Source organism: Pseudomonas cavernicola (assembly GCF_003596405.1).
GTDB classification, from domain to species: Bacteria; Pseudomonadota; Gammaproteobacteria; order Pseudomonadales; family Pseudomonadaceae; genus Aquipseudomonas; species Aquipseudomonas cavernicola.
The window spans coordinates 897,596-910,748 of the sequence record NZ_QYUR01000002.1 but is presented as its reverse complement, the minus strand read 5'-3'; the positions used below and the strand labels follow the sequence as shown (position 1 = coordinate 910,748).

Annotated in this window: 12 protein-coding genes; 10 read left to right on the top strand and 2 right to left on the bottom strand. The window is 61.8% G+C overall.

The window, feature by feature from the left end; genetic code table 11:
* The first annotated feature begins 207 nt into the window (after window positions 1-207).
* Window positions 208-1,566, top strand: a complete 1,359-nt coding sequence (locus tag D3879_RS04585; protein ID WP_119952895.1) for an OprD family porin — start codon at window positions 208-210, stop codon at window positions 1,564-1,566.
* A 398-nt stretch (window positions 1,567-1,964) separates the two neighbouring features.
* On the opposite strand, the gene D3879_RS04580 is transcribed toward D3879_RS04585, so the two are convergent.
* Entirely contained in the window at window positions 1,965-2,960 is a 996-nt protein-coding gene (locus D3879_RS04580; protein WP_119952894.1) for a sulfate ABC transporter substrate-binding protein, read from the bottom strand.
* A 264-nt stretch (window positions 2,961-3,224) separates the two neighbouring features.
* On the opposite strand from D3879_RS04580, the gene D3879_RS04575 reads away from it, so the two are divergent.
* The 9 genes from D3879_RS04575 to D3879_RS04530 all read left to right on the top strand — a co-directional run bounded on the left by D3879_RS04575 (window position 3,225) and on the right by D3879_RS04530 (window position 11,596).
* A complete protein-coding gene (locus tag D3879_RS04575; protein WP_119952893.1) occupies window positions 3,225-3,863 on the top strand; it encodes a peroxiredoxin in 639 nt (212 codons plus the stop codon).
* 66 nt (window positions 3,864-3,929) lie between these two features.
* The gene (ssuE, locus tag D3879_RS04570; RefSeq protein ID WP_119952892.1) at window positions 3,930-4,523 is read left to right on the top strand and encodes an NADPH-dependent FMN reductase; all 594 of its coding nucleotides are present in this window, start codon (window positions 3,930-3,932) and stop codon (window positions 4,521-4,523) included.
* A 176-nt stretch (window positions 4,524-4,699) separates the two neighbouring features.
* On the top strand, window positions 4,700-5,668 hold the full coding sequence (locus D3879_RS04560) for a sulfonate ABC transporter substrate-binding protein (RefSeq protein WP_119952890.1): 969 nt from the start codon (window positions 4,700-4,702) through the stop codon (window positions 5,666-5,668).
* 147 nt (window positions 5,669-5,815) lie between these two features.
* Entirely contained in the window at window positions 5,816-6,979 is a 1,164-nt protein-coding gene (ssuD, locus tag D3879_RS04555; protein ID WP_119952889.1) for an FMNH2-dependent alkanesulfonate monooxygenase, read from the top strand.
* Window positions 6,980-7,066: 87 nt separating this feature from the next.
* The gene (ssuC, locus tag D3879_RS04550) at window positions 7,067-7,864 is read left to right on the top strand and encodes an aliphatic sulfonate ABC transporter permease SsuC (RefSeq protein WP_119952888.1); all 798 of its coding nucleotides are present in this window, start codon (window positions 7,067-7,069) and stop codon (window positions 7,862-7,864) included.
* Window positions 7,861-8,670 (top strand): aliphatic sulfonates ABC transporter ATP-binding protein, encoded by an 810-nt coding sequence (ssuB, locus tag D3879_RS04545; protein ID WP_119952887.1) that lies wholly within the window; start codon window positions 7,861-7,863, stop codon window positions 8,668-8,670. The genes ssuC and ssuB overlap by 4 nt, the downstream gene beginning before the upstream one ends.
* Window positions 8,671-8,814: 144 nt before the next feature.
* Window positions 8,815-9,030, top strand: coding sequence for a TOBE domain-containing protein (locus tag D3879_RS04540; RefSeq protein ID WP_119952886.1), 216 nt, complete (start codon window positions 8,815-8,817; stop codon window positions 9,028-9,030).
* Between the two features lie 299 nt (window positions 9,031-9,329).
* Window positions 9,330-10,514, top strand: coding sequence for a delta-9 fatty acid desaturase DesA (desA, locus tag D3879_RS04535; protein ID WP_119952885.1), 1,185 nt, complete (start codon window positions 9,330-9,332; stop codon window positions 10,512-10,514).
* Window positions 10,515-10,624: 110 nt separating this feature from the next.
* Window positions 10,625-11,596, top strand: coding sequence for a GGDEF domain-containing protein (locus tag D3879_RS04530; RefSeq protein WP_119952884.1), 972 nt, complete (start codon window positions 10,625-10,627; stop codon window positions 11,594-11,596).
* 182 nt (window positions 11,597-11,778) lie between these two features.
* Here D3879_RS04530 and aguA read toward each other — a convergent pair whose 3' ends face one another.
* Window positions 11,779-12,885 carry an agmatine deiminase gene (gene aguA, locus D3879_RS04525; protein WP_119952883.1) on the bottom strand — a complete coding sequence of 369 codons (1,107 nt, stop codon included), beginning with the start codon at window positions 12,883-12,885 and terminating at the stop codon, window positions 11,779-11,781.
* Between the last annotated feature and the right edge of the window lie 268 nt (window positions 12,886-13,153).

Genomic DNA, 13,153 nt, shown 5'->3' with positions numbered 1-13,153 from the left:
TTAAAAACTAACTAATAATTCTTTTTAGGATTATGTCTTTTTCATTACTGTGCGCCTCGTCGACAGCGGACAGCCGCACTGACCCGCACCAAGGAAGTTTAAATGTCGACCACGTCAGCCTGAGGCGCCGCCTTGCGCGCCCTCCCGAAGGTCTCCCTTGCAGTGTCGGAACCAAGCCAAAAAAAGAACTGCATCTGGAGTAAGACCATGAACAAATCCACCCTGGCGCTGGCCATCGCTTTCGGCATCCTGACTCAACAGGCCACTGCCGCCGGCTTCATCGAAGACAGCAAGGCCAGCCTTGGCCTGCGTAACTTCTACATCAACACCGATAACCGCAATGTCGCGCGGGACAACAAGGCCGCGACCACGCCGAACAAGCAGGAAGAGTGGGGCCAGGGCTTGATCTTCAACTACAGCTCGGGCTACACCGAAGGCACCGTGGGGGTGGGGGTCGATGCGCTGGGCCTGCTCGGGGTCAAACTGGATTCCGGCAAAGGCACGCATTACAACCCGACCAGCAGTAGCTACAGCGGCACGGTGTTCCCGACCGAGAGCAATGGCGAGGCGGTGGACAATTTCAGCAGCCTCGGCGTGACCGGCAAGGCGAAGATTTCCAAGACCGAAGCACGGCTCGGCACGCTGCTGCCGAAGCTGCCGGTGGTGACCTACAACGACGGTCGCCTGTTGCCGCAGACCTTCGAAGGCGGCCAGGTCAGCTCCAACGAGATCGACAACCTGACCCTGATCGGCGGCCAGCTGGAACATGCCAAAGGCCGTAGCTCGAGCAACAGCGACAGCCTGTCGATCGGTGGGGCGAACAATCGCAGCAGGAATCCACAGTTCAGCAACACCTTCTACTACGCCGGTGCCGACTACAAAATCAGCAAGGACCTGTTGGCGCAGTATTACTACGGCAACCTGGAAGACTTCTACCGGCAGCACTTCCTCGGCCTGACCCACACCCTGGCCCTGCCGGCGGGCAGCTTGAAGTCCGACCTGCGCTACTTCAACAGCAGCTCCGATGGCAAGAACAGCAGCCTCAGCGGGCGTAACGAGGGCTTCAAAAGCAGTGGTTTCTGGAACGCCGGCGACCGCCACAGCGGTGAAGTCGACAACCGCACCTGGAGTGGCTTGTTCACCTACAGCCTGGGCAGCCACGCGCTCAGCGCCGGCTATCAGCAAGTCGCCGGCGACAGCAACTTCCCCTACCTCGACCAGGGCGATGGGGCGACGGCCTACCTGATCACCGACCGGCAGATCGGCAAGTTCGCGCGCGCTGGCGAGCGGACCTGGCTGAGCGAGTATGCCTATGACTTCGCCAAAGCCGGAGCGCCGGGCCTGAAAGCCGTGATCACCTACCTCAAGGGCGAACACATCGACTCGAAAACCGGCGATCAGTCCGAGTGGGAGCGCGACTTCCGCCTGGACTACGCGGTGCAGGGTGGCGCCTTCAAAGGGGTGGGTTTCTCCTGGCGCAATGCGGTCCTGCGCAGCAGCGTGGCGACCCAGAACGATCAGGATGAAAACCGCCTGATCGTCAGCTATACCTTGCCGTTGCTTTAAAGCTCTTCAGGTTGCAGTTTCCAGCCGGGCCCCAGGGTCCGGTTTTTTTGTGTCTGGGCGTTGGTTGGTCATGGGTGTAAGAGCGTTGCCGCTCGTTGGCTTGGAACCTGTGCCTAGGCCTTTCATTGAGCGGGCGGATGCCGGGGTGGGTTTTCTTTTGCTTATCCGGTTTTATCCGCAGCTTCCTGTAGCTTGGTGCTGAGCCAAAGGCGATGCCCAACAACCGGCCTGCAAGGCCGGGCTTCCAGTCGCGAGCCCGAGAATAAGGAGCCGCTGGTCGACCCCTTGTTGGGCATCGCTGCGCTCAGCGCCAACCTCCGAGAGCGCCAACCTGCCATATGCACAACCCAACAAAAAACCCGGCGCAAGGCCGGGCTTTTTGTATTGCGGGCGGGCCGTTACTGCCCGCCGTAGACCTGATCGAACACGCCGCCATCGTTGAAGTGGGTCTTCTGGATTTGCGGCCATTCGCCGAAGGTTTTCACCACCGGCAGAAACTCGACTTTCGGGAAGCGGTCGGCGAACTCGGCGAGGATTGCCGGGTTGCGTGGGCGCAGGTAGTTGTTGGCGGCGATGCGCTGGCCCTCATCGGACCAGAGGTATTTCAGGTAAGCCTCGGCCTCTTTGCGGGTGCCTTTTTTGTCGACCACTTTGTCAACCACGGTCACCGGCGGCTCGGCCTCGGCGGAAACGCTGGGGTAGACCACTTCGAAGCCGCCACGGCCAAACTCGCGGGCGATCATTTCCGCTTCGTTCTCGAAGGTCACCAGTACGTCGCCGATCTGGTTCTGGATAAAGGTGGTGGTCGCCGCGCGGCCGCCGGTGTCCAGCACTGGCGCTTGCTTGAACAGCTTGCCGACGAACTCGCGGGCGGCCTTTTCATCGCCACCTTGCTTGAGCACATAGCCCCAGGCGGAGAGGTAGGTGTAACGGCCGTTACCGGAGGTCTTCGGGTTTGGCACCACCACTTCGACGCCGCTGTTCAGCAGATCCGGCCAGTCGTGCAGGTTCTTCGGGTTGCCTTTGCGGACGATAAACACAGTGGCCGAGGTGAATGGCGCGCTGTTGTCCGGCAGGCGCGTGGCCCAGTTTTCCGGGATCAGCTTGCCGACGTCATGCAGGGCGTTGATGTCGGTGGCCATGTTCATGGTGATCACGTCGGCTTGCAGACCATCGATCACCGCGCGGGCTTGTTTGCTCGAACCGCCATGGGACATCTGGATGGTCAGGTCCTTGCCGCCCTCGGCTTGCCAATGCTTCTGGAAGGCCGCGTTATAGTCCTTGTAGAAGTCGCGCATCACGTCATAAGAGACGTTCAGCAAGGTGGCTGCCTGTACGCTGGAAGCCAGTGCCAGGCTGGCCGCGAGCAGGGTGGTGGAGAGTAATCGCTTCATCGAAAGGTCCTTAGTCCTAGATCCTTGGTTCGGGAGTAAACAGGCGAACTATAAAAGCCCCTGCTTATTCTTATAAAGAATAATTAATTACTTGCTTATGCCTCTTAGGCGGTGCCGCTCAGCTCCGAGGGCGTGGCTTCGTGTGCTTAGTGTGGGTCTCTTATATTCAATAATGATATAAATAAATTGTTATTTATTCTTTTTAATTTTATTTGGTCCTGAGCATAGTGAGCCCACGCAACGACTTACCTCAGGAGCAGCACCATGAGCCTCAGACTCGGCGACCTCGCCCCCGACTTCGAACAAGACTCTAGCGAAGGCCGCATTCGTTTTCACCAGTGGCTGGGCAATAGCTGGGGTGTGCTGTTCTCTCACCCGGCGGATTTTACCCCGGTGTGCACCACCGAACTGGGCTTCACCGCCAAGTTGAAGGATCAGTTCGCCCAACGCGGCGTCAAGGTCATCGCGCTCTCGGTCGACCCGGCGGACTCGCACCTGAAGTGGATCGAGGACATCAACGAAACCCAGAACACCACGGTCAACTTCCCGATCATCGCCGACGCCGATCGCAAGGTATCCGGCCTCTACGATCTGATCCATCCAAACGCCAACGACACCCTGACCGTACGTTCGCTGTTTGTTATCGACCCGAACAAGAAGGTGCGTTTGACCATCACCTATCCGGCCAGCACCGGGCGCAATTTCAACGAGATCCTGCGGGTGATCGACTCTCTGCAACTGACCGAAAACCACAAGGTCGCCACCCCGGCCAACTGGCAGGACGGTGATGAGGTGGTGATCGTGCCTTCGCTGAAGGACGAGGAGGAAATCAAGCAGCGCTTCCCGAGAGGCTATCGCGCGATCAAACCCTACCTGCGCCTCACCCCGCAGCCGAATCGCTGATGCTCGCTTGCGTCTGAGCACTGCGATTGGCGCTCAGCAACAGGTTTGAAAGGAAAGGAGTAAGCAATGCTGGTGGTTTCATTGGGCGGCAGTCCCAGCCAGAGATCCCGTAGTGGAATCTTGCTGGAGCGCTCGCGGCGCTGGTTGCAGTTACGCGGCGTCGAGGTGGTGTCGTACGGAATTCGCGATTTTGCCGCCGAGGACTTGCTGCATGCGCGTTTCGACAGCCCGCGGATCATCGCGCTGATTGAGCATATCGCCGCTGCCGACGGGGTGTTGATTGCCACGCCGGTCTATAAGGCCTCCTTCTCGGGGGCCCTGAAGGCGCTGCTCGATGTGCTGCCGGAGCGCGCACTGAGCCACAAGGTGGTGCTGCCGTTTTCTACCGGCGGCAGCAAGTCGCACATGCTGGCGGTGGATTACGCGCTGCGGCCGGTGCTGACCGCGCTGAAGGCACAGGAAGTGCTGCACGGGGTGTTCGCCGACGATAGCCAAATTGCCTATGGCGAGGGCAGCGCGGCGGCGCAGCTGGCGCCAGGTTTGGAGCAGCGCCTGGACGAGGCGTTGGAACAGTTCGTCAGCGCCCTGGCGCGACGGCCCAGACCGCTTGACCCGAATGTGTTGAATGACCGGCTGGTGAGTGCCCGCTGGAGTATCTGACGCTTCTACTCCCCTCTCCCACTAGTGGGAGAGGGGCTGGGGGAGAGGGTCCGTAAAGCAGCCCTCTCCCCAGCCCTCTCCCGTAAACGGGAGAGGGGGCAAAAAACAACTCAGCCTTACTCGCCCGCCAACGGGTCAGCAGGTCGCCAACCAAACCGAAAGCAAAGGAGAGCGCTATGCGCACTGTCACTTTGCGTCGAAGCCTGGTCGCCCTGTTTGTCGCGGCCATCTCCTTCGGCGCCATCACCCAAGCACAAGCTGAGACCTTGCGGATCGGCTATCAGAAATACGGCACCCTGGTGCTACTCAAGGCCAAGGGCTCGCTGGAGAAGCGCTTGGCAGAGCAGGGCGTTGAGGTGAAGTGGACCGAATTCCCCGGTGGTCCGCAGTTGCTGGAAGGGCTCAACGTCGGCTCGATCGACTTCGGCGTGACCGGCGAAACCCCACCGGTCTTCGCCCAAGCGGCCGGCGCGGATCTGCTTTATGTCGCCTACGAGCCGCCAGCGCCACACAGTGAGGCGATCCTGGTGCCCAAGGATTCACCCATCAACTCGGTGCAGGCGCTGAAAGGCAAGAAGGTCGCGCTGAACAAAGGCTCCAACGTGCACTACCTGCTGGTGCGGGCGTTGGCAGATGCCGGTCTGAAATACAGCGATATCCAACCGGTGTTTCTGCCCCCGGCTGATGCCCGCGCGGCCTTCGAGCGTGGCAGCGTGGATGCCTGGGTCATCTGGGACCCGTTCCAGGCCGCCGCCGAGCAGCAACTGCAGGCCCGCACTCTGCGCGATGGCCAAGGCCTGGTCGACAACCACCAGTTCTACCTGGCGACCAAACCTTATGCGCAGAAAAACCCGAAGGTCATCAGCACTCTGATCGAGGAAGTGCGTGTTGTCGGCGAGGACTCGAAAGCCGATCCGCAGAAGGTCACTGAGCAGGTCGCTCCGCTGCTCGGCCTGTCCAAGGACATCACCCTGACCGCGGTGAAACGCCAAGGCTATGGCGCGCAGTTCCTCAGCCCGGAAGTGGTGCAGGCGCAGCAGAAAATCGCCGACAGCTTCTACCAGCTCAAGCTGATTCCCAAGCCGTTGAGCATCAGGGATGTGATCTGGACGCCGCCGCTCAAGGGGGCCAGCAAAGCCCAATAGGCGCTTACCCTCTCCCGTTTACGGGAGAGGGTGGCCCGCAGGGTCGGGGGAGGGTTGTTTGCTGACGGTATTCCCTCTCCCCCAACCCCTCTCCCATCAATGGGCGAGGGGAGAAAAACAACGCTGCCCCCCAAGGAGACAACTCCCATGAGCCTCAACATTTTCTGGTTCCTGCCCACCCATGGCGATGGCCATTACCTTGGCACCGCCGAGGGCGCCCGCGCGGTGGATCACGGCTACCTGCAACAGATCGCCCAGGCGGCGGATCGTCTTGGTTTCGCTGGCGTGCTGATCCCGACCGGGCGTTCTTGCGAGGACTCCTGGCTGGTCGCTGCTTCGTTGATCCCCGTGACGCAGAACTTGAAGTTCCTGGTCGCGCTGCGCCCTGGGATCATCTCGCCGACTGTCGCGGCACGGCAGGCGGCGACTCTGGATCGGCTGTCGAATGGCCGTGCGCTGTTCAATCTGGTCACCGGTGGTGACCCCGATGAACTGGCCGGCGATGGCTTGTTCCTCAGCCACGAAGAACGTTACGAGGCGTCTGTCGAATTCACCCGCATCTGGCGCCGGGTGCTGGAAGGCGAAACCGTCGATTACGCCGGTAAGCACATCAGCGTGAAGGGCGCCAAGCTGCTCTATCCCCCAATCCAACAACCACGGCCGCCGCTGTATTTCGGCGGGTCTTCGGATGCCGCGCAGGACCTCGCCGCCGAGCAGGTCGAGCTGTACCTGACCTGGGGCGAGCCGCCCGCCGCGGTGGCCGAGAAGATCGTCCAGGTGCGCGAGAAGGCCGCCAAGCTCGGCCGCACGGTGCGTTTCGGCATTCGCCTGCATGTGATCGTGCGCGAAACCACTGCCGAGGCCTGGCAGGCCGCCGAACGGCTGATTGCCCACGTCGACGGTGCCACCATCGCCCGCGCGCAGGCGTCCTTGGCGCGCTTCGACTCGGTCGGTCAGCAACGCATGGCCGCCCTGCACGGCGGTAGCCGCGACAACCTGGAAGTCAGCCCGAATCTCTGGGCTGGGGTCGGCCTGGTGCGTGGTGGCGCGGGTACGGCGCTGGTCGGCGATGGCCCGACGGTGGCGGCCCGGGTGAAGGAGTACGCGGAACTGGGCATCGACACCTTCATCTTCTCCGGCTATCCGCACCTGGAAGAGTCCTACCGCGTGGCCGAGCTGCTGTTTCCACATCTGGACCTGGCGTGCCCGCAGGCACCGGAAGGCCGTGGTTATGTCAGTCCGTTCGGCGAGATGGTGGCCAACGATGGTCCGCCGGAAAGAAAGCTGCCTAAAGCAGCGTCGCAGAGCTAAGGGATTCATGGATTCGTAGGCTGGGTAGAGGCAAAGCCGAAACCCAGCGTTATCGGGGTGGCGGGCGTAAGCCAGGAAGGAATGGACATGACGACAAATTACATAAATACCTTGGCCCGGCGCCTGGCGCCTTGGGCGCTGCCCGTGGCCCTGCTGGCGGGCTGGCAACTGGCGGTGGTCGGTGGCTGGCTGTCGACGCGCATCTTGCCGGCGCCGAGTGCGGTCATCGAAGCCGGAGTGGCGCTGGTGCGTAGTGGCGAACTCTGGCAGCACCTGGCGATCAGTGGCTGGCGCGCTGCTATTGGCTTCGCAGTCGGCGGCGGCATCGGTCTGTCGCTGGGCTTTATCACCGGTCTGTCGACGTGGGGCGAACGCTTCCTCGACAGCTCGGTGCAGATGGTTCGCAACGTCCCGCACCTGGCGCTGATCCCCTTGGTGATTCTGTGGTTCGGCATCGACGAGTCGGCGAAGATTTTCCTGGTCGCCCTCGGCACGGTCTTCCCGATTTACCTCAATACCTACCACGGCATCCGCAACGTTGACCCGGCTTTGGTGGAAATGGCCCGCAGCTATGGCTTGTCCGGCTTTGGCCTGTTCCGCCAGGTGATCCTGCCCGGCGCGCTACCGTCGATCCTGGTCGGCGTGCGCTTCGCTCTCGGGTTCATGTGGCTGACGCTGATCGTCGCGGAAACCATTTCCGCCAGCGCCGGCATCGGCTACCTGGCGATGAATGCCCGCGAGTTTTTGCAGACCGACGTGGTGGTGCTGGCGATTCTGCTCTACGCAGTGCTCGGCAAGTTGGCCGATCTCGCCGCTCGCGGTTTGGAGCGGGTCTGGTTGCGTTGGCACCCGGCCTATCAAGTAGCCAAAGGCGGTGCGGTATGACGGCGTTCAATCCACCGCAACAGTTGAAGCGCGGTATTCCGCTGGCGGTGCGCGGCTTGCACAAGGCCTTCGGCAGCCGCCCGGTGCTGCAGGACATCGATCTGCTGATCCCTGCCGGTCAGTTCGTCGCGGTGGTCGGCCGTAGTGGTTGCGGCAAGAGCACGCTGCTGCGCCTGTTGGCCGGACTCGACTCACCCAGCTGCGGCGCCTTGCTGGCCGGCGCCGCGCCACTCAGTGAGGTGCGCGAAGACACTCGGTTGATGTTCCAGGACGCGCGACTGCTGCCGTGGAAACGGGTGGTCGACAACGTCGGCCTGGGCCTGCCTGGCGACTGGCGTGAGCGGGCGCTGGCCGCGCTGCAAGCGGTCGGTTTGGCCGAGCGGGCGCATGAATGGCCGGCGGCGTTGTCCGGTGGCCAGAAACAACGGGTGGCCCTGGCTCGCGCCTTGATTCACCAACCACGCCTGTTGCTGCTGGATGAGCCGCTCGGTGCACTGGATGCGTTGACCCGCATCGAGATGCAGCAACTGATCGAACGCCTCTGGCAGCAGCATGGCTTCACCGTGTTGCTGGTTACCCACGACGTCAGCGAGGCGGTGGCCATCGCCGATCGGGTGATCCTGATCGAAGACGGTCAGGTCGGCCTCGATCTACCGATCGCGCTACCGCGTCCTCGGGCCCGTGGCTCGGCGCGCTTGGCCGCGTTGGAAGCCGAAGTGCTCGGCCGCGTGCTCGCGCACCCGCCCGCGCCGCCGACACCCGACCCCGTTTCACCCTTGCCCACGCAATTGCGTTGGGCGCTGTAGCCCGGATTTAGCGCAGCGCAATCCGGGAATGCGGAGCCCGTGGACATCCCGGGTTACATCCGGGCTACGCAACACCTAAGGCGGCACTTCCCTGTGCCGCACCCAGAGTTTCAACCCAACCCCGTAGCATTCAGGAGAAACACCATGACCATTAAAGCCATCAACGTTCGCAACCAGTTCAAAGGCGTGATCAAGGAAGTCATCGAAGGCCCGGTGCTGTCGGAGATCGACGTACAAACCACCGCGGGCATCGTCACTTCGGTGATCACCACCCGCTCGGTGAAAGAGTTGGAATTGGGTGTGGGCAGCGAAGTCATCGCCTTCGTCAAATCGACCGAGGTGTCGATCGCCAAGCTGTGAGGTTCGGCGGCTGTGTTGTCTAGCGGCTTTGTTACAAGGATCGGCGGTCAGCCGGCAGCGTTGCTGTCAGGCTGGCCGTCGCTTTGCTGGCTAGAAATCACCGGCTTCGGGCTTTGCGGGCTTGCTGGGTGGCGCGTGGCGGTACGCGGGCGTCGCATTTCTGCTCAGCAGCCCCGGCTAAGGCCTCAATTGCGTCATTCCTATCTAAAAGACGGACTGGTTTTCTCAGTACGCTCGGTGATAATGCGTCCAGGCTTGTCAGACAAGTCGTGAGTTCATTACCCGAGGTAACGTTTTCTATGTGGTACAACGGTTTTCTCGACCTGTCGGCCTGGCAAGTGCTGGCGGCTATTCTGCTGATGACGCACGTGACCATCGTCGCGGTCACCGTCTACCTACACCGCTACTCGGCGCACCGCGCGCTGGAGTTGCACCCGGCGCTCAAGCATTTCTTCCGTTTCTGGCTGTGGCTGACCACCGGCCAGAACACCCGTGAGTGGACGGCGATCCACCGTAAACACCACGCCAAATGCGAGACCGTCGATGACCCGCACAGCCCGGTGATCAAAGGGCTGTCCACTGTCCTGCGCACCGGCGCCGAACTGTATCGCGCAGAAGCGCAAAACCCCGAGACCCTGCGCATCTACGGTAAGAACTGCCCGGAAGACTGGATCGAGCGTAACGTTTATTCGCGCTTTCCGATCGGCGGTATCGTGCTGATGGCCATCATCGACCTGGCCTTGTTCGGCGTGATCGGTATCACCGTCTGGGCCGTGCAGATGATGTGGATTCCGGTGTGGGCCGCGGGGGTGATCAACGGCCTTGGCCATGCGGTCGGCTATCGCAACTTCGAATGCCGCGACGCCGCCACCAATCTGGTGCCGTGGGGCATCCTGATCGGCGGCGAAGAGCTGCATAACAACCACCACACCTACCCGAATTCGGCCAAGTTGTCGGTGAAGAAGTGGGAGTTCGACCTCGGTTGGGCCTGGATCCAAGTGTTCAGCTTCCTGCGTCTGGCCAAGGTGCAGCGGGTCGCGCCGATTGCCCACCGGGTGGCCGGCAAGGGCAACCTGGACATGGATACCGCCATGGCGATCCTCAACAACCGCTTCCAGATCATGGCGCAGTACCGCAAGTTGGTGATCGGGCCACTGGTCAAGCAAGAGCTGGCCAAGGCCGACGCCTCGGTCAGGCATCAGTTCCACCGAGCTAAGCGTCTGTTGTCGCGTGAGACCAGCCTGTTGGAGGACAAACATCACGCGCGCATCCAGGTCATGCTTGAGCAGAGCCAAGCGCTCAAGGTGATTTACGAGAAGCGTCTGGCGCTGCAGCAGATCTGGGTGAAAACCAGTGCTAACGGTCACGACATGCTCGAAGCGATGAAAGTCTGGGTACACGAGGCAGAGGCCAGTGGCATCCAATCGCTGCGCGATTTTGCCGAACAACTGAAGACTTACTCACTACGTCCAGCCTTGGCTTAAGCGTTGCCCGCTAGGCTTAAGCCCGCCGTTCGGCGGGCTTTTTGTTGCGCGTGTGTCGGGCGCAGTAAGCTGCAAGTGTCGGCCATGCATTCATAAGGAAGGGACTTCTAATGGACGAGCAGACCCCTCTTCCGCCGGAACTCGAGGCGTTGACCCTGGCTTTGTTGCACAGTCGTGGGGAAGTCGAGCGCTTGCGTGAGCGCGAGCAGTTGTTCAGTTCCCTGCTCGATAGCGTCAACGCGGTGCTCTGGGCTTTCGACTGGCAAGCGCAGCGCATCATCTACGTCAGCCCGGCTTACGAACGGATCTTTGGCCGCTCCGCCGGGCTGCTGTTGGCCGACTATGGCGAGTGGCTTAATAGCATCTATCCGGACGACGTCGAGTACGCCGCCGCGAGTCTCGCCGAAGTGCTGGTCAAGGGCGCGGTCGAAGCTCGTGAATACCGCATCCTGCGCGCCGATGGGCAGCTGCGCTGGCTCAGCGATAAATGCTTTATCAGCCGCCAATCCGCTGCCGGCAAGCCGCTGATCGTGGTCGGGATTGCCGAAGACATCACCGCGCAGAAGCAGCTGGAAGGCGAGCTGCAACGGTTGGCGACCACCGATGTGCTGACGCAAAGCAGCAACCGCCGGTATTTCTTCGAGTGCGCTCAGTCTGAGTTCGAGCAGGCGAGCCAGGCAGCTGCTCCACTGGCCTTCCTGCTGCTGGATGTCGATGACTTCAAACAAATCAACGACACCTATGGTCACCAGATGGGCGACGTGGTGCTGCAACGAATTGCCCAATGCGGTGCCGGCGCGCTCAGGTGCGGTGACCTGTTTGGGCGTATCGGCGGTGAGGAGTTTGCCGCGCTGTTCCCATGCTGTGCGCCGGAGTTGGCGATGCAGATAGCCGAGCGCCTGCAGCGGGAAATCCAGCGATTGACGTTCAGCTGTGATGAGCAGATTTTCGGCGTCACTGTCAGCCAGGGGCTGACCAGCCTGCGGAGCAGTGACGTCGCCCTCGATGCGCTGTTCGCCCGTGCCGATGCAGCCATGTACCAGGCCAAACGGCAAGGCAAGAACCAGATCGTCTTGGCCTGAAAGGCTGGGCAAAATACCCGTCATTCCCACGTAGCCTGTCCCCGCGTAAGCGGGGAGCGGGACCTGAACAGCGCTTTGGCGCTGGCCCGAAGGGTGAGCCCCTGGGCTCATAATCCAGGGGCCGCGGAGGACTGCGTCGGCTGTACTGGGTCCCCGCTTTCGCGAGGACGACGGAGGCTGCGTCAGCGCTGTTGCGGCGCGGGTTGTTGCTGGGTGATGCAGTGGATATTGCCGCCACCGAGGAGGATTTCCCGGCCTGGCACCAGCACCACTTCATGGGTTGGGAACAGGCTCTGGAGGATGGCTTTCGCCTCGGCATCTTTCGGGGCGTCGAAGCTCGGGGCAATGATGCCGCCGTTGACGATCAGGAAGTTGACGTAGGAGCCGGCCAGGCGGATCGACGGATCACGCTCCTGCGTCCCTGCGACCAGATCGACGCCAGCGCATTCCGCATCGGTTGCGTAGATCGGCCCAGGGATCGGCATCTTGTGCACGATCAGGCTGCGGCCTTTGGCATCTTTCGCGCTCTCCAGCACCCGCATGGCCGCTTGGCAGCGCGGGTAGTTGGGGTTCTGCACATCGTCGGTCCAGGCCAGCAGTACTTCGCCTGGGCGCACGTAACAGCAGAAGTTGTCGACGTGGCCGTCGGTCTCATCGTTGAACAGGCCATCCGGCAGCCAGATCACCGTTTCCACCGCCAAGTGCTCGCGCAAGACCGTTTCGATCTCTTCACGGCCGAGGTGCGGGTTGCGGTTGCGATTGAGCAGGCACTCTTCGGTGGTGATCAGCGTGCCTTCGCCATCCACGTGGATGGAGCCGCCTTCCAGTACGAAACCTTCAGTGCGATAGCGCCGGCAGCGCTCGATCTCGAGGATCTTGCTCGCTACCTGATCGTCGCGCTGCCATGGTGCATACAGGCCGCCGTCAAAGCCGCCCCAGGCGTTGAAGGCCCAGTCCACGCCGCGTACTTCGCCGCGGTCGTCGGTCACGAAGGTCGGCCCAGTGTCGCGCACCCAGGCGTCGTCGGTAGTGATTTCGACGAGGCGGATATTGGCCTCATCGAGCCGTGCGCGGGCGTTCTCATATTGCCCGGCGGAGACGCAGACGGTCACCGGCTCGAAGCGTGCGATGGCCTTGGCCACCGCGCTGAACGCGGCCTGCGCAGGCTTGCCGCCGAGGCGCCAGTTGTCCGGGCGCTCCGGCCAGACCATCCAAGTCTGACTGTGTGCTTCCCACTCGGCCGGCATGCGGAAGCCATCGGTGCGCGGAATGCTGTTTAGGGTTTTCATGCTTGTTGGGCCTGTTACAAAGGGCGGCTATGAGTAGGAGCGGGCCATGCCCGCGAAACATCGGATATCGCGGGCATGGCCCGCTCCTACCGCCAAGAAGTCCATAGCCCGAATTCGGGCTGGCCAGGTTAGAGTCTGTTCACGATCTGCTGCGCTCGGTCATGCTGCGTTAAAAATGGCTTCGGACTGCTCATCTACAACTCGTAAACTCCGCTTTCTCGCCAGTTTTGACTCGCTAGCGCTCGCCCTTCGGGCCAGCCTGCGGCTG

Bases quoted from the DNA above. Each gene is read 5' to 3' on its own strand.
- ssuB (WP_119952887.1), top strand. From the start codon at position 7,861: ATGACGGCGTTCAATCCACCGCAACAGTTGAAGCGCGGTATTCCGCTG.
- D3879_RS04530 (WP_119952884.1), top strand. From the start codon at position 10,625: ATGGACGAGCAGACCCCTCTTCCGCCGGAACTCGAGGCGTTGACCCTG.
- D3879_RS04585 (WP_119952895.1), top strand. From the start codon at position 208: ATGAACAAATCCACCCTGGCGCTGGCCATCGCTTTCGGCATCCTGACT.
- ssuD (WP_119952889.1), top strand. From the start codon at position 5,816: ATGAGCCTCAACATTTTCTGGTTCCTGCCCACCCATGGCGATGGCCAT.
- D3879_RS04560 (WP_119952890.1), top strand. From the start codon at position 4,700: ATGCGCACTGTCACTTTGCGTCGAAGCCTGGTCGCCCTGTTTGTCGCG.
- aguA (WP_119952883.1), bottom strand. From the start codon at position 12,885: ATGAAAACCCTAAACAGCATTCCGCGCACCGATGGCTTCCGCATGCCG.
- D3879_RS04580 (WP_119952894.1), bottom strand. From the start codon at position 2,960: ATGAAGCGATTACTCTCCACCACCCTGCTCGCGGCCAGCCTGGCACTG.
- D3879_RS04575 (WP_119952893.1), top strand. From the start codon at position 3,225: ATGAGCCTCAGACTCGGCGACCTCGCCCCCGACTTCGAACAAGACTCT.
- D3879_RS04540 (WP_119952886.1), top strand. From the start codon at position 8,815: ATGACCATTAAAGCCATCAACGTTCGCAACCAGTTCAAAGGCGTGATC.
- desA (WP_119952885.1), top strand. From the start codon at position 9,330: ATGTGGTACAACGGTTTTCTCGACCTGTCGGCCTGGCAAGTGCTGGCG.
- ssuE (WP_119952892.1), top strand. From the start codon at position 3,930: ATGCTGGTGGTTTCATTGGGCGGCAGTCCCAGCCAGAGATCCCGTAGT.
- ssuC (WP_119952888.1), top strand. From the start codon at position 7,067: ATGACGACAAATTACATAAATACCTTGGCCCGGCGCCTGGCGCCTTGG.